Raw genomic sequence first — 16,030 nt, forward strand, 5'->3', positions numbered from 1 at the left:
CTTGGTAAACCGCCCCCGAACTTATCCCTGCAAGCTCAGCTATTGCGCTTGATCCCGAGCGCGCCCAGCATCTGCTCGGTCTGCTTTTGCATCTGCTCCTGCATCTGGGCGAACATGTTCTGCGACTGCTCCATGTAGCTGCTCATCATGTTCTGCATGGCGGGCGGCTGCATGCGCATGAACTGGCTCCAGGCCTCGGGCGAGGTGCCCTGGGCCTGCTCGGCCAGCTTGTTCTGGAAGTCGGTGAACATCTGCACGTTCTTTTCCAGGTAGGAGCCCATGTAGCCCTGCATGGCGTGGCCGTAGAAACGGATGATGTTGGCCAGCACGGTCTCGGAGAACATGGGGGCGCCGCCCGCCTCTTCTTCCAGAATGATCTGCAGCAGGATGCTGCGCGTGAGGTCTTCGCCCGTCTTGGCGTCCTTGACCACCACGGGCTCGTTGCCCATCACCAGCTGCTTGACTTCCGTCAGCGTGATGTAGGAGGACGTGTTGGTGTCGTAGAGACGGCGGTTGGGGTATTTCTTGATCACGCGCTGTGCGCTGGGGGCGGCGGCTGTTGTCGTCTCTTGCATTGCAATGCTTCTCCTCTTGTACCTGCTGTACCTGTTTGCGCCTGCTTGCACCGGCTCGTGCGGGCAATCGGCTATTGCACTGCAACAGATTCTAGGCAGCGCCTGCAGCACCCGGCGCAGCAGTAACCCTGATGGGGATCAACGCATGCGACACGGCAAATGGCCGCCATGCAACCGTTGGGGCAAAAAAAATCCCGCTTGAAGCGGGATTTCTTTTTTGCAGCCCCTGGTGAGACTGCTTTGTTTGGTAGGCGCGATTGGACTCGAACCAACGACCCCCACCATGTCAAGGTGGTGCTCTAACCAGCTGAGCTACGCGCCTGTCGTTTGTTGAAGCCGCAAGTATAGCAGTGCAAAACAGGGCTTCCGGGCAAGTTGCGCAGTTTTTTGGATCAACCCGCCACCCTGGCCCGTTCCAGCATGGCGTGCATCAGCACATTGCAGCCTGCGGTGATGTCGGCGGGCGTGGCGTCCTCGATCTCGTTGTGGCTGATGCCGTCCTTGCAGGGGATGAAGACCATGCCGGCCGGCGCCAGCCGCGCCATGTAGACCGCGTCATGCCCGGCGCCCGAGACGACGGGCATGTGCGAGTAGCCCAGGGCCTTGGCGGCGCGCGCCACCGCATCCACGCAGTCGGCATGGAAGGGTTGGGCGGGGTAGCTGGACACCAGGTTGATCGCTATGGGCAGGCCCGTCTCCCGGCTGATGCGGTCGGCCACTGCGCGGATGTCGGCGTCCATGGCTTCGCAGTCGGCATCGGTGGCGTTGCGCAGGTCGATGCTGAATTTGACCTGCCCCGGGATCACGTTGCGGCTGTTGGGATGGACCTGCACCATGCCCACGGTGCCGCGCCCGTGGGGCGGATGGCGGTGGGCGCAGGCCACCACTTCCTGCATCAGCTGCGCGGCCACTTGCAGCGCGTCCTTGCGCAGGGCCATGGGCGTGGGGCCGGCATGGGCCTCCATGCCCGTGACCACGCAGTCATACCAGCGGATGCCCAGCACGCCGGTGACCACGCCAATGGTCCTGGCGTTGTCCTCCAGCACCGGGCCCTGTTCGATGTGGGATTCGAAGTAGGCGCCGATCGGGTGGTCGCCCGGCTCCTGGCTGCCCACATAGCCGATGCGCTCGAGCTCGCCCTTGACGGTCTTGCCTTCGAAGTCGGTGGCCGCATAGGCATGCTCCAGCGTGAAGGCCTTGGCGAACACGCCCGAGCCCATCATTACCGGCACGAAGCGCGAGCCTTCCTCGTTCGTCCAGAAGGCCACCTCGATGGGCGCTTCGGTCTCGATGCCGTGGTCGTTGAGCGTGCGCACCACCTCCAGCCCCGCCAGCACGCCGTAGTTGCCGTCGAACTTGCCGCCCGTGGGCTGGGTGTCGATGTGGCTGCCCGTCATGATGGGCGGCAGGCTGTTGTCGCGCCCGGGCCGGCGCATGAAGCCGTTGCCGATCTTGTCGATGGTCACCGTCATGCCCGCCTCGCGAGCCCAGCGGGTCACCAGATCACGGCCCTGGCGGTCCAGGTCGGTCAGCGTCAGGCGGCAGACGCCGCCCTTGGGCGTGGCGCCGATCTGCGCCAGCTCCATGAGTGAATCCCACAGCCGGCTTCCGTTGACGCGCAGCTGCGCGATGTCCTGCTTCACTTGGGTATCTGTATCCATTGCGGTCTCCTTGTCATGCCGGCTTCAGCGCGCCACGGCCGTGGGCTGCAGCGTGGCGGCGCGGCGCTGCACCGCGTCGAAGTTGGGGCCGAAGGCCGGGCGCTTGATATAGCGCCCCTTGCCCTTCTCGGCACGCAGATCGCCCTGCGCATAGGCCACCACGCCCTGGCTGATGGTGTGGCTGGGCATGCCTTGCACGGTGCGCCCCTCGAAGATGTTGTAGTCGCCCTTGGAATGCTGGGTCTTGACCGACAGGGTGTGCGTGGCAGCAGGGTCCCATACGACCAGATCGGCATCGGCGCCCACGCAGACCAGGCCCTTGCGCGGATAGATGTTGAAAAGCTTGGCCGTGTTGGCCGAGGTGATGGCCACGAATTCGCTGGGCGTCAGCCGGCCGGTGTTCACGCCCGCATCCCAGATCACGGCCAGGCGCTCCTCCACGCCGCCGGTGCCGTTGGGGATCTTGGCGAAGTTGTCCCGGCCCATGGCTTTCTGCGCGGCGCAGAAGGTGCAATGGTCGGTGGCCGTGGTGTGCAGTTGGCCCGACTGCAGGCCCTGCCACAAGGCCTCCTGGTGGCCCTTGGCCCGGAAGGGCGGGCTCATCACGTGGGCGGCCGCCTTGGCGAAGTCGGGGTCGCGGTACACGCTTTCGTCGATCACCAGATGGCCGGCCAGCACCTCGCCATACACGCGCTGGCCGCGCGCACGGGCCGCGGCAATGGCCTGCGCCGCCTCGGTGCAGCTGACATGCACAACATAGATGGGCACGCCCAGCACGCCGGCGATGGCGATGGCCCGGTTGGCCGCCTCGGCCTCCACCATGGGCGGGCGGGCCAGCGGATGGCCCTCGGGCCCGGTGATGCCCATCTTGGCCACTTCCTGCTGCAGAAGGTAGACCAGCTCGCCGTTTTCGGCATGCACCGTGGGCATGGCGCCCAGCTCCAGCGCGCGCTTGAAGCTGTTCACCAGGGTTTCGTCGTCGCACATGATGGCGTTCTTGTAGGCCATGAAGTGCTTGAAGCTGTTGATGCCCTCCTCGCGCACCAGCGTGCCCATGTCGGCATGGACGCTGTCGCTCCACCAGGTGACGGCCACATGGAAGGAGTAGTCGGCCGCAGCCTTCTCGGCCCAGCCGCGCCATTTGCGGTAGGCGTCCAGCAGCGGCTCCTGCGGATCGGGAATGACGAAGTCGATGATGCTGGTCGTGCCACCGGCCAGCGCCGCCGCCGTGCCGGTGTAGAAGTCATCGGCCGTGACCGTGCCCATGAAGGGCAGTTGCATGTGGGTGTGCGGATCGATGCCGCCGGGCATGACGAACTGCCCCGAGGCATCGATCACCTGCGCCCCGCCCGGCACCAGGGCCGCCACATCCGGCCCCACGGCCGCGATCGCCCCATCCACACACAGCACATCGGCCTTCTCCTGCCGGTCTGCATTCACCACCGTGCCGCCACGCACCCATACCGAACCCTGTGATTGACCCATAGCGTCATGCCTCCTGTTGGTTGGTCCGGCCTATGCCTTGCTCAGCGCGGGCGCGCCCTTGGTCACCTGGCCTGCCATGCCGATGCGGTAGACCACGCCGGCAATGAACAGGCCGATGAACCATGCGTAGTCATAGGCATGCTTGAAGAAATCACCCACGTTCGGGAATGCAGCGGGGAACGCTGCGTGCAGGAAGCCGGGCAGGTTAGGCGCCACGCCCAGGGCGAAGGCGGCCACGGCCACCCAGTTCCAGCCGTTGGAGTAGCGGTAGACGCCCTCTTCCCTGTACAGGTCTTCCACCACCAGCTGCTTTTTGCGCACCAGGAAGTAGTCCACCATCAGAATGCCCGCGATCGGCCCCAGCAGGGCCGAGTAGCCGATCAGCCAGGTGAAGATGTAGCCCTCGGTCGATTCCAGGATCTTCCAGGGCATCATCACGATGGCAATGGCCACCGTCATGTAGCCGCCCACGCGGTAGCTGATCTTCCTGGGCGCCAGGGCGGAGAAGTCATAGGCCGGCCCCACCAGGTTGGCCGCCAGGTTCACGCTCACGGTATCGATCAGCAGCACGATGAGCGCGATCAGCACGGCCGCGCCCGTCATGCGGCTGGCGACATCCACGGGGTCCCACAGGGCCTTGCCGTAGATCACCACGGTGCCCGATGTCACCACCACCGCCAGCATGGCCAGCAGCCCCATGGGCACGGGCAGGCCGATGGCCTGGCCCACCACCTGGTCCTTCTGCGACTTGGCAAAGCGCGTGAAGTCCGGAATGTTCAAGGCCAGCGTCGCCCAGAAGCCCACCATGGCCGTCAGCGACGGCCAGAACACCGACATGAACTGGCCCGCCTTGGGGCCGCCCGGCGCGTACTGCGAAGGCTGCTCCATGATGGGGCCGAAGCCGCCGGCCTTCTGGTAGACCCATCCCAGCAGCACGAAGCAGATCAGGATCTTGAGCGGCGCTGTCCAGGTCTCGAGCTTGCGGATGGACTCGATGCCATGCACCACGAAGTAGAACTGGATCGCCCAGAACACCAGAAAGCACACCAGTTGCCCCACATTGATGCCCAGGCCAGCGATCTTCTCGCCTTCCAGCGGATGGCCCAGCAGCACGCCCAGCAGGGTGTAGATCATCATGCCGCCGAACCAGGTCTGGATGCCGTACCAGCCACAGGCCACCAGGGCCCGCAGCATGGCCGGCAGCTTGGCGCCGTGGGTGCCGAACGAGGCACGGGCCAGCACAGCGAAAGGAATGCCGTACCTGGCCCCGGCATGGCCGATGAGCAGCATGGGAATCAGTACGATGAGATTGCCCAGGAACACCGTCATCACCGCCTGCGACCACGACATGCCGTTCGTGATCATGCTGGCGGCCAGCGTGTAGGCCGGGATGCACATCACCATGCCTATCCACAGGGCGGCGAAGTGGTACCAGGTCCACGTTCGCTGGCTAGGCAGCGTGGGTGCGAGGTCGTGGTTCCACAGGCTGCCTGCGGACTCACCGGAATGCGGGGCATGCGACATTGCGAAGCTCCTTCTCGAAGAGAGAAATCACCAATCCATTGCTGATCCAGGGTCTGACCGTTTCCATCAAGCGCATTTCGTGCCAGGTCGGCCCGGATGCGGGCCGTGCGCCGACCTGCCGCAATGCCCCCTCTAGCCCTGCGCCGTCACGGCCTGGCGCATGGGGTTGTTCGGGTGCGTGGTCCAGTTCGCATACTCCCCGGTGACCGTCTGGCCGGTGCGGGGGTCCACCTCGCCCGGCTGCAGGCTGCGCATGGTGATGCACTCGGGCACGGGGCAGATGGACACGCACAGGTTGCAGCCCACGCATTCGGTGTCATCCACCTCGAAGCGGCGCACACCGCCCTCCTTGCTGAAAGTGATGGCCTGGTGGGAGGTGTCCTCGCAGGCCACATGGCAGCGCCCGCACTGGATGCAGCTGTCCTGGTTGATGACGGCCTTGTCGATGTGGTTGAGGTTGAGGTCCTTCCAGTCCCTGACCGTGGGCACGGCCCGGCCCTGGAAGTCCTCGATGCGCGCAAAGCCGTGCGCGTCCATGTAGTTGGACAGCCCGTCGCACATGTCCTGCACGATGCGAAAGCCGTAGACCATGGCCGCCGTGCACACCTGGACATTGCCGCATCCCAGCGCGATGTATTCGGCCGCGTCCTTCCAGGTGGTGATGCCGCCGATCCCCGAGATGGGTAGGCCCGCCGTCTGCGGATCGCGCGCGATCTCGGCCACCATGTTCTGGGCGATGGGCTTCACGGCCGGGCCGCAGTAGCCGCCGTGCGAGCCCTGGCCGTCGGTGCTGGGGTGCATGACCAGGGTGTCCAGGTTCACGCCCATCAGCGAGTTGATGGTGTTGATCAGGGACACCGCATCCGCCCCGCCGGCCTTGGCCGCCCGCGCGGGAAAGCGCACGTCGGTGATGTTGGGCGTGAGCTTCACGATCACCGGCAGCCGGCTGTACTGCTTGCACCACTGCGTGACCATCTGGATGTACTCGGGCACCTGGCCCACGGCCGCACCCATGCCGCGCTCGCTCATGCCGTGCGGGCAGCCGAAGTTCAGCTCCAGCCCGTCGGCGCCGGTATCCTCCACCATGGGCAGGATGCGCTTCCAGCTTTCCTCCACGCAGGGCACCATCAGCGAGGCGATCAGCGCGCGGTCAGGCCAGGCCTTTTTCACGCGGGTCATTTCCTCCAGGTTGGTGCGCAGCGGCCGGTCGGTGATCAGCTCGATGTTGTTCAGGCCCATCACGCGCCGGTCCTGCGCCATGAGGGTGGAGTAGCGCGGCCCGTTCACGTTGACCACATGCGGGTCCTCGCCCAGCGTCTTCCACACCACGCCGCCCCAGCCGGCCTCGAATGCGCGGGTGACGTTGATCTCCTTGTCCGTGGGCGGTGCCGAGGCCAGCCAGAACGGATTGGGGCTGGAAATGCCCAGAAAGCGGCTGCTGATGTCTGCCATGTCGATGCTCCTTGAAAAGCGCGGGCACAGCCGCTCAAACCCCGGCCGCCACGGCGCTGGTCAGCGCCTGGTGCATGGCTCGCGCGGCGACCTTGCCGTGCTCCACCGCCTGCACGGTCAGGTCCTGGCCACCGGCGCGGCAGTCGCCGCCGGCCCACACGCGCGGCACGCTGGTGCGGCCTTCGTCGTCGGTGTCGATACGGCCGTCACGCAAGGCAATGGCCGCGCCCGCCGGCGTGGCGACATAGGTCTGGCCAATGGCCTTGAGCACCATGTCGGCCGGCACGTCGAACACCTCCTGCGTCACCTGCAGCCTGTCGCCCTCCATGCGGGTGCTGGCCATGCGCACGCCGCAGACCTTGCCGTCCTGCACCAGGATCTCCTGGGGCGCGGCCCACAGCCGCAGGTTGACGCCATGGGTCTGCGCCCATTCCTGCTCCACCCAGGAGGCGGACAGCGCATCCTTGCCCCGGCGGTAGAACATGGTGACCTCGTCGGCCCCCAGCAGCCGGGCCTGCACGGACGCATCCACCGCCGTCATGCCGCCGCCGATCACCACCACGCGCCGGCCCACCGGCACCGTGGATTTGTCGGCCGCCTGGCGGATGTCGGCAATGAAGTCCACCGCATTGCGCAAGCCTTCGGCCTGCGGCTCGGCCGCGCCCAGCGCATTGACGCCCGCCAGGCCCAGGCCGAGGAATACGGCGTCATGCTCTGCCAGCAGCGAATCCAGCGTGAAATCTCGCCCCAGCCGCTGGTTGTTGCGCGGCGTGATCCCGCCCACGGACAGCAGCCAGTCGATTTCCTTTTGCGCAAAATCACCGGGGGTCTTGTAGCTGGCCAGGCCGTATTCATTGAGCCCGCCCAGCTTGGGCCGGGCGTCGAACAGCACCACCTCATGGCCCTGCAGCGCCAATTGGTGCGCGCATGTCAGGCCGGCAGGGCCAGCTCCGACCACGGCCACCTTGCGGCCCGTGGCGGCGGCACGCTGGAACAGCGGTGCACCACCGGAGGCCATGAAGGCATCGGTCGCATAGCGTTGCAGTGCACCAATTTCGACCGGCTTGTCTTCCTGGGTGTTGCGCACGCAGGCCTGCTCGCACAACTGCTCCGTGGGGCAGACACGGGAGCACATGCCGCCCAGCGGGTTGGCCGTCAGGATCTCGCGCGCCGCGCCACGGACGTTGTCCTGGGCGATGCGGGCGATGAAGGCCGGCACATCGATGCTGGTGGGGCAGGCCGTGGTGCACGGCGCGTCATAGCAGTAGTAGCAGCGCTCGGCCTCAATCAGGGCCTGGGCGCGGTTCAGCGGGGGGTGGGCGTCGGAGAAATTGGCCGCGTAGTCGGCCAGGTTCAGGCGGCCGGCGGCAATGCCGCAGGCGCGTTGCGCGGGGCTATCCATGGTGCATCCTCCAGAGTCAGGATTGAGGGCGTGAAGGGGGACACGGCATGCAGGGCCATGCCGGGCCATCTCGGACAACGCAAGGCGGCCCGCAGGAGGAACTCCTGCAAGGCCCCGGATCCAGCAACACAGTCTTCGGAGGTTTCATCGTGGTCCTCGCATGTGCAAGTGACGCCTCTTGTCGGGCGCACTGGGGGTGGAACGGAATTTACGCGGGTGAAAAAATTTACCAATCAGTAAAATCACCCAGAAAGTCGTCAGCAAGAAAGATGCCAGACAATCGCACCAAAATGGCGCCACTTATCTCCACTTACCATCTGCGCAATGGCAACCCTTTCTGACAATGCGCCCTCCCCCCAGGCCCGATCGGCCACGCGCAAGCCCACCGCTGCACGGCTGCGCAAGGAGCTGAACATCCTGCAGACGGCCGAACTGCACTTTGCGCAATACGGCTTCGAAGGCGCATCGCTGGAACTGATCGCGCACGACGCCGGCCTCAGCCGCCACAACCTGCTGTACTACTTCGCCAGCAAGGAGGAGCTGTACCTGCGCGTGCTGGGCGATGTGCTGACGCAGTGGCTGGCCGGCATGTCCGACCTGCTGCGCGGCGACGACCCGGCGGAGGCCTTGCGCATCTACATCCGGGCCAAGCTGCAGTCCTCGCGCGAGCGGCCCCATGGCTCCCGTGTCTTCACGCGCGAGGTGATGGCCGGCGCGCCCCGCTTCGGACAGGCCATATCGAGCCAGGTAGGCCCGGCGCTGGCAGCCGACGTGCAGGCCTTCGAGCGCTGGGTGGCGCAGGGCAAGATTGCCCGCGTGGATTTCACCCACCTGATGTTCATCCTCTGGTCCGTGACCCAGGCCTACGCCGACCAGCAGGCCCAGTTCGCGCTGCTGCTGGGCCGGCCGGAACTGACCGCCGACGACTACGACACGGCGGCCGATCTGATCTATCGGCTGGTAATCCGTGGCCTGCAGCCGGATACCGCGGCTCTCGCACAATGAGCGCATGAATCACAGCATCCGCCTGAGACCCCTGGAGCGCGAAGATCTGCGCTCCGTGCATCTGCTCAACAACAATGCCGCCATCATGCGCTACTGGTTCGAGGAGCCTTACGAGACCTTCGACGAGCTTTCCGCGCTCTACGACGCCCACGTGCACGACCAGACCGAGCGCCGCTTCATCGTCGAGCACCAGGGCGATCGCGCCGGTCTCGTCGAGCTGGTGGAGATCGACCTGATCCACCGGCGCGCCGAATTCCAGATCATCATCGCCCCCGAGCAGCAGGGCCAGGGCATCGCAGCCCAGGCAACGCGGCTGGCGCTGGACTATGGCTTCAAGACGCTCAACCTGCACAAGATCTTTCTCCATGTGGACCAGGAGAACGAGAAGGCCATCCACATCTACGCGCGCATAGGATTCGTGCAGGAAGGCGTGCTGATCGACGAGTTCTTCGCCAACGGCCAGTACCGCAACGCCATCCGCATGTACCTGCTGCAAAACGACTACCTGCAGGCACAGGCCGGAGTCGGCACCTGACCTCCTGACAGAGGAGCGCGGGCCCTGCCCGCCTCCTTGACCGGCAAGTCTCCCCATCGTGGGCGGGCGCACAAACAAAAAAACCAAACAAAAAAGCCTTCTGAGTGATCAGAAGGCTTTTTGCATTCCATCTGGCAATGGAAAATTGGTAGGCGCGATTGGACTCGAACCAACGACCCCCACCATGTCAAGGTGGTGCTCTAACCAGCTGAGCTACGCGCCTGTGTTTGTTCGAGAAAGTGATTCTAGCACGGGTTTTCCAGGACTCCGGCAAAAATACCCGAACAGGCTCAGCGCCGCCGTGCCGAACGCACGCCCGCCACGGCGGCCACGATACCCAGCACCTTGTTGAGGCGACCGGAATCGGCCACTTCCACGGTGAAGGTCATCCAGGCCGTTCCCTTGACGGATTGGGTCTGCACGCCGATGACATTGGTCTTCTCCCGCGCAAAGACTTCGGAGATATCGCGCAGCAGGCCCTGCCGGTCGGCCGCTTCCACGGACACATCGACCGGGTAGACGGCCGAGGCCACGGCCGCCGCCTTGGGCTGGCCCCAGGCCACGTCGATCACGCGCTCGGAATTGCGCGCTGCCATTTCACGGAAGTTGGAGCAGTCGCAGCGGTGCACGCTCACGCCCTTGCCGCGCGTGACAAAGCCCCGGATGTCGTCCGGCGGCGCAGGCTTGCAGCACTTGGCCAACTGCGTCATCAGCGAATCCACGCCCACGACCAGCACGCCGCCCTTGGGCGAGTCCGTGCCACGTGCCTTGCGCACCGGGGAGAATTCCTCGACTTCCTCCTCCGCCTCGGCCGGTCGCAGCACGGTCTCGATGTTGCGCAGCGAGTATTCATCCTTGCCGACGACTTCGAACAAGGCATCGGCCGATTTGAAGCCGAGCTGAACGGCCAGCTCCTCCAGCTTGACGGCCGTCTTGCCCTCGCGCTGCAGCAGTTTCTCGACCGCCTCGCGGCCGCGCGCCACGGTCTCGTGCGTGGCCTGGGCATTGAACCAGGCACGCACCTTGGCCTTGGCACGGTTGCTGGTCAGGTAGCCGAGGTCGGCGTTGAGCCAGTCGCGCGAGGGGCGCCCCTCCTTGACCGTGGTGATCTCCACGGTCTGGCCGTTTTGCAGCGGCGTGTTCAGCGGCACCATGGCGCCGTCCACGCGCGCACCGCGGCAGCGGTGCCCCAGGCTGGTGTGCACCGAATAGGCGAAATCCACGGGCGTCGCGCCCTGCGGCAGCTCGATGACGGCCGCATCGGGAGTGAGCACGTAGATGCGGTCCTCGAACAGGCCCCGATGGTGGGCGCCCGCCAGGTCGCTGCCCCAGGCCAGCAACTGGCGCAGCACGGCGATCTTGGCGTCGTACTCGCTGCTGGCCGTGACACCCGCGTATCCCTTGGTGCCCGCCTCCTTGTAGGCCCAGTGGGCGGCCACGCCGTGCTCGGCATGGTCGTGCATGGCCTGGGTGCGGATCTGGATCTCGATGGCGCGGCCCGTCTCGTCGCGCACCACGGTGTGCAGCGACTGGTAGCCGTTGGGCTTGGGCTTGGCGATGTAGTCGTCGAATTCCGCCTCGATGGGCGTGAACTGCTCATGCACCCAGGACAGGGTGGCGTAGCAGTCCTTGATCGTGGGCACGACGACACGCATGGCGCGGATGTCGAAGACCTGGTCGAAGTTCAGCGACTTGCCTCGCATCTTCTTGACGATGCTGTAGATGTGCTTGGGCCTGCCTTGCACGGTGGCGCTGATGCTGTGCGCGCGCAGGTCGGCCTCCAGCCGTGCGCGCATCTGCTCCATATAGGCTTCGCGCTCAACGCGCTTTTCATCGAGCAGGCGGGCCACTTCGCGGTAGGTCTCGGGCTCAAGGAAGCGCAGGGACAGATCCTCCAGCTCCCACTTGATCTGCCAGATGCCCAGCCGGTTGGCCAGCGGCGCAAACACCGTCAGCGCCTCGCGCGCAATGCCGGGCGAGACCGGGCGCTTGCTGGCTGCGTAGTAGCGCAGCGTCTGCAGGCGCGACGCCAGCCGCAGCAGCACCACGCGCAGGTCGCGCGAGAAACCCAGCAGCATCTTGCGCACGTTCTCGGTCTGCGTGGCCTCATCGTCCAGGTACTGGCCGCCCAGCTCGGCGCCGCGCGCCTGCTCCTGCACGCGCATGAGCTTGTTGGTTTCCACGGCCAGGGTGGCGAAATTCTCGCCAAAGGCCTTGGCGATCACTTCCTGCGGGCGATTGAGGTGCACGCTGGCATGCACCAGATAGATCGCCGCCTGCATGGTTTCGGAGCCGCCGATGGTCTTGAGGATGGCAGCCACCGCATCGGCATGGGCCATGGTGTTCTCACCGGACTCCATGGTCTCGGTGGCGATCAGCGGCTCGGCAAAGCTGCGCGCGCGCGCCAGCGCGTTGACCTGTTCGGGCAGGGTCTGCGACGTGGCCGTGATCAGGTGCGGCAGCACCGACGGCACCTGGCCCGGCGCGGCTGCGCCGGGCGAAGGCGCCTGCACGGCGGCCTCGCTGCTGGCAGTCTTCATTCGTCACTCTCCCTGGCCTGCTCGGCAAGATTCATGGTGCTTGGCAAGCGCTCTTCTCCCCATAAGAACCGGCACAGCAAGGCCACCTGCCCTGCTGCGACGAAGGTGGGCGCATGCCCCACCCCTTCAAATTCCACGCAATGCGCCTTCGGGCCGCGCTGCGCCATGCCCTGTGCCGTGGCCGCCGTCAGCAGATCGGACTGCGCACCACGAACTAGCAAGACGCGTGCCTTGATCTGGTCATACAGCTGCCACAGCAGCGCTTCGCCGGCCTGGGCCATCTCGCGCGTCATGTGCTGCAGGGGCACCGCAATCTGAGGGTCATAGTGCAGGACAAGGCCGCCACCGGCGGCCGGCCGCATCATAGGTCGCGTCAATCGCAACCATTGCCCTTCGCTATGTGGGCCGAAGCCTTCGGAAATCAAGAGCAGCGCATGGGCTGCCTGCTCAAGATTTTCAAAATGCACGCCCTTGCCCAGGTACTGACCTATGCGCTCCAGGGCAGACCACTCGATGACAGGCCCCACATCGTTGAGCACCAGCCTGCGGATGGGCGCCGGCAGCGGCAGCCCCGGCTGGCCCGCAAGCGCCATGCCGATCAGCCCGCCCATGCTGGTGCCCACCCAATCCAATTGTTCGACAGGCGCCTGCGCATGCACCTGGGCCAGCAAGGCCAGCATGTCGGCTGCATAAAGAGGCACCTGGTAGGCGGCCGGATCCTGCAGCCAGTCGCTTTCGCCACGCCCGACCACGTCGGGGCAGATCACGCGGGCACGTTCGCTGAGCCGCTCGGCCAACGCGTCGAAGTCACGCCCCTGGCGCGAAAGGCCGTGCACGCAGACCACGACATGGGGATGGTGCGGATCGCCGGTGCGATTCCATTCCCAATAAGCCATGTGGTGCGAAGCATTCTCTTGAGCAGCCGGGCTGGCAGTACGGCTCCAGGGTGAGGCACGCCCGGCAACCCCCGGGCAGGATACGTAGTTCAGCGTAGGATGATTCATGGAAACGCATTCGCGGAGCCGGCGCCGATAATGGCTGTGTTGCATCGTACATTCATTCGGAGACTCTCTATGTTGAAAGGCAAGACCGCCCTCGTGACCGGCTCGACCAGCGGCATCGGCCTCGGGATCGCGAAGGCGCTGGCCCGCCAGGGCGCCAATATCGTGCTCAATGGTTTCGGCGATGTGGACGGCCCCCGTGCCGAAGTGCTGGCCGCAGGCCAGGCCGCCGGCGCCCAGGTCGCCTATCACGGCGCCGACATGAGCCGCGTGGCGGACATCGAGGACATGGTCCAGTACAGCGTGCGCAATTTCGGCCAGATCGACATCCTCGTGAACAATGCCGGCATCCAGCACGTGGCGCGCGTGGAAGACTTCCCGCCCGAGCGCTGGGACGCCATCATCGCCATCAACCTGTCCAGCGCCTTCCACACCTCGCGCCTGGTCCTGCCCATGATGCAGGCGGCCGATGGCGGCAAGGGCTGGGGCCGGATCATCAACGTGGCCTCGGTGCACGGCCTGGTGGGTTCGGCGCAGAAGTCTGCCTACGTGGCGGCCAAGCACGGCATTGTCGGGCTGACCAAGGTCACGGCGCTGGAGAACGCCACCTCCGGCATCACCTGCAACGCCATCTGCCCCGGCTGGGTGCTGACGCCACTGGTGCAAAAGCAGGTGGACGCCAAGGCCGAGCAGCACGGCATCAGCAACGAAGAAGCCAAGAAGCTGCTGCTGGGCGAGAAAGAGCCCTCCATGCAGTTCACCACGCCCGAGGAACTGGGCGAACTGGCGGTGTTCTTCTGCTCGCCCGCCGCAGCCAACGTGCGCGGCGTGGCCTGGAACATGGATGGCGGCTGGGCTGCGCAGTAAGCGCGCCAGCACCGGTTCACGTCAAAAAAGGAGCGCCACGGCGCTCCTTTTTTCATGGGCGGCCCACGCCTGCTCAGTACATCTGCACCGAGCCCGACACGTGGACCATCACCTGCGCCTTGCCCGCTTCCACGGACACGGCATCCATTTCCGCGCCAGCGGCCTTGGCGGACATGGCCATCATGCGCGGACGCGGCATGGGCACCGAGGTATCGCTGCTGCTCACGTTGACCTCGCGCAGGCTGTAGTTGGCAAAGCCGAAGCTCTTGGACAGCGTGGAGGCGCGCTGCTTGAACTGTTCGATGGCCTTGGCCTGGGCCTCGCCCTCGACCTTTTCACGGGCCTCGCGCGACAGGCCGAAGCCCACCTGCGACAGCGTCATGTCCTGCACCTGGGCCGCCGTCTGCGTGATGCGCGCGAAGTCGCGGCCCTGCAGAAGAATCTCGGCGCGGCCCTGCCAGCCTTCCACCTTGTTGTCCTTGCCATAGCGCGGATAGATGCCGAAGCTGCCGGTGCTCACATCCATCTGGCCCGGCTGGGCGCTGCGCTTGGTCACGGCCATGGCGGCCTCGACCACCTTCTGCAGCTGGGACTGGACCGCGGCGGCATCACGCCCTTCGCGCGTGGCCGACAAGGTGGCGGTCAGCAGGTCCTGCACCACGTCCACCGAGCCTTCTGCAGACAACTGCACCACGTTGGCAGGCTGTGCCGGCGCCGTGCCGGCGTTCTGCGCCCAGGCACCGCTGGCACAGGCCAGCGCAGTGGCCGCGACCACGGACTTGACCCAGGGGCGGGACAGCTGTTTGGAAAGCTTGCTCATGCGTTCACCCTTTGAAATGAAAGGTAGTTCAGGGATACAACTGCATGCCGCCCTTTCGCTACGGCATGCCGCCAGATGGTGACAGGTGTGGAGCCAAGCAGGCCTGCCGGCTCCTCCATTGACAACATTATTGCAACGATAAATGCATCAGGATGGAAAACCCATAGTTAAATATTCTAAAGACACATTTTCCGTTCTAAATTTAAACGCAACATCTGTAACACACGGCAATATTTCGGGGGTTTGTCCAGACTTTTCGGCGCAAGCTGGTAACAATGGCGGCTGTTACAAATGACCGACCGAGGATGAACATGGCCACTACGACCAACCGCACCGACAAGATCCTGGTGGTGGATGACGATGCGCGCATCCGCGACCTGCTGCGCCGCTACCTGACGCAGGAAGGCTTCGAGATCATGATTGCCGAAGATGGCAAGGCGCTGAACCGCATCCTGCTGCGCGAAACGGTGGATCTGATCGTGCTTGACCTGATGATGCCCGGCGAAGATGGCCTGTCCATCTGCCGCCGCCTGCGCTCGGCCAACGACCGCACGCCCATCATCATGCTGACCGCCAAGGGCGAGGATGTGGACCGCATCGTGGGCCTGGAAGTGGGCGCCGACGACTACCTGGGCAAGCCCTTCAACCCGCGCGAACTGCTGGCCCGCATCCATGCCGTGCTGCGCCGCCGGCCGCCGCAGGAAGCGCCGGGCGCGCCTTCCGGCGACAACGAGGTGGTGAGCTTCGGCCCCTTCACCTTCGACCTGGGCACGCGCGTGCTGCAAAAGAACGGCGAGGAACTGCCGCTGACCACGGGCGAATTCGCCATGCTCAAGGCCCTGGTGCGCCACCCGCGCCAGCCGCTGTCGCGCGAGAAGCTGGCCCTGCTGGCGCGCGGCCGCGAGTTCGAGCCCTTCGACCGCAGCCTGGACGTGCAGGTCTCGCGCCTGCGCAAGCTGATCGAGGAAGATGCCGCCGCTCCGCGCTACATCCAGACGGTCTGGGGCGTCGGCTATGTGTTCGTACCGGACGGCGCGAACTGAAATGCATCACCCCCTGAGGCGCTGCGCGCCTTCCCCCTCTCTCGCTCCGCGGGAGGGGGACGACGCCCTCGCCGCGAGGCGGCTCTTGCTCGGCGTCCCTGGGTTGGGGCCGTAACGTTT

At 65.5% G+C, this 16,030-nt stretch carries 13 protein-coding genes and 2 tRNA genes; 4 read left to right on the plus strand and 11 right to left on the minus strand.

Annotated elements, in window-relative coordinates; translation table 11 throughout:
* Positions 1–35: 35 nt before the first annotated feature.
* The 7 genes from phaR to ACF8NF_RS27590 form a co-directional block, all read right to left on the minus strand.
* The gene (gene phaR, locus ACF8NF_RS27560) at positions 36–575 is read right to left on the minus strand and encodes a polyhydroxyalkanoate synthesis repressor PhaR (protein ID WP_016445296.1); all 540 of its coding nucleotides are present in this window, start codon (positions 573–575) and stop codon (positions 36–38) included.
* 245 nt (positions 576–820) lie between these two features.
* Positions 821–897 (minus strand) — tRNA-Val (locus ACF8NF_RS27565).
* Positions 898–967: 70 nt separating this feature from the next.
* Entirely contained in the window at positions 968–2,236 is a 1,269-nt protein-coding gene (locus ACF8NF_RS27570) for a Zn-dependent hydrolase (RefSeq protein WP_392451653.1), read from the minus strand.
* 24 nt (positions 2,237–2,260) lie between these two features.
* Positions 2,261–3,721, minus strand: coding sequence for a dihydropyrimidinase (gene hydA, locus ACF8NF_RS27575; RefSeq protein ID WP_392451654.1), 1,461 nt, complete (start codon positions 3,719–3,721; stop codon positions 2,261–2,263).
* A 30-nt stretch (positions 3,722–3,751) separates the two neighbouring features.
* Positions 3,752–5,245, minus strand: a complete 1,494-nt coding sequence (locus ACF8NF_RS27580) for an NCS1 family nucleobase:cation symporter-1 (protein WP_016445279.1) — start codon at positions 5,243–5,245, stop codon at positions 3,752–3,754.
* Positions 5,246–5,377: 132 nt separating this feature from the next.
* Positions 5,378–6,697: an NAD-dependent dihydropyrimidine dehydrogenase subunit PreA gene (preA, locus tag ACF8NF_RS27585; protein ID WP_013803150.1), complete on the minus strand. Its 1,320-nt coding sequence runs from the start codon at positions 6,695–6,697 to the stop codon at positions 5,378–5,380.
* Positions 6,698–6,731: 34 nt separating this feature from the next.
* Positions 6,732–8,099, minus strand: coding sequence for an NAD(P)-dependent oxidoreductase (locus ACF8NF_RS27590; RefSeq protein ID WP_392451655.1), 1,368 nt, complete (start codon positions 8,097–8,099; stop codon positions 6,732–6,734).
* A gap of 324 nt (positions 8,100–8,423) precedes the next feature.
* On the opposite strand from ACF8NF_RS27590, the gene ACF8NF_RS27595 reads away from it, so the two are divergent.
* Together ACF8NF_RS27595 and speG are read left to right on the plus strand one after the other, a co-directional pair.
* On the plus strand, positions 8,424–9,104 hold the full coding sequence (locus ACF8NF_RS27595) for a TetR/AcrR family transcriptional regulator (protein ID WP_016445276.1): 681 nt from the start codon (positions 8,424–8,426) through the stop codon (positions 9,102–9,104).
* Between the two features lie 4 nt (positions 9,105–9,108).
* A complete protein-coding gene (speG, locus tag ACF8NF_RS27600) occupies positions 9,109–9,639 on the plus strand; it encodes a spermidine N1-acetyltransferase (protein WP_016445275.1) in 531 nt (176 codons plus the stop codon).
* A 146-nt stretch (positions 9,640–9,785) separates the two neighbouring features.
* On the opposite strand, the gene ACF8NF_RS27605 is transcribed toward speG, so the two are convergent.
* The 3 genes from ACF8NF_RS27605 to ACF8NF_RS27615 form a co-directional block, all read right to left on the minus strand.
* Positions 9,786–9,862: transfer RNA gene (locus ACF8NF_RS27605), tRNA-Val, on the minus strand.
* A gap of 67 nt (positions 9,863–9,929) precedes the next feature.
* Positions 9,930–12,179, minus strand: coding sequence for a bifunctional (p)ppGpp synthetase/guanosine-3',5'-bis(diphosphate) 3'-pyrophosphohydrolase (locus ACF8NF_RS27610; RefSeq protein ID WP_016445274.1), 2,250 nt, complete (start codon positions 12,177–12,179; stop codon positions 9,930–9,932).
* Positions 12,176–13,075, minus strand: coding sequence for an alpha/beta fold hydrolase (locus tag ACF8NF_RS27615; protein WP_034363128.1), 900 nt, complete (start codon positions 13,073–13,075; stop codon positions 12,176–12,178). The genes ACF8NF_RS27610 and ACF8NF_RS27615 overlap by 4 nt, the downstream gene beginning before the upstream one ends.
* 177 nt (positions 13,076–13,252) lie before the next feature.
* Between ACF8NF_RS27615 and ACF8NF_RS27620 the strand changes: the two genes are divergently transcribed.
* Positions 13,253–14,047, plus strand: a complete 795-nt coding sequence (locus ACF8NF_RS27620) for a 3-hydroxybutyrate dehydrogenase (RefSeq protein WP_016445272.1) — start codon at positions 13,253–13,255, stop codon at positions 14,045–14,047.
* A gap of 73 nt (positions 14,048–14,120) precedes the next feature.
* On the opposite strand, the gene ACF8NF_RS27625 is transcribed toward ACF8NF_RS27620, so the two are convergent.
* A complete protein-coding gene (locus tag ACF8NF_RS27625) occupies positions 14,121–14,867 on the minus strand; it encodes an SIMPL domain-containing protein (RefSeq protein ID WP_046988371.1) in 747 nt (248 codons plus the stop codon).
* 305 nt (positions 14,868–15,172) lie between these two features.
* On the opposite strand from ACF8NF_RS27625, the gene ompR reads away from it, so the two are divergent.
* Positions 15,173–15,910 carry a two-component system response regulator OmpR gene (ompR, locus tag ACF8NF_RS27630; protein ID WP_017404718.1) on the plus strand — a complete coding sequence of 246 codons (738 nt, stop codon included), beginning with the start codon at positions 15,173–15,175 and terminating at the stop codon, positions 15,908–15,910.
* The last annotated feature ends 120 nt before the right edge of the window (positions 15,911–16,030 follow it).

This window comes from Delftia sp. WSY_22 (genome assembly GCF_043104185.1).
GTDB lineage: Bacteria > Pseudomonadota > Gammaproteobacteria > Burkholderiales > Burkholderiaceae_C > Comamonas > Comamonas tsuruhatensis.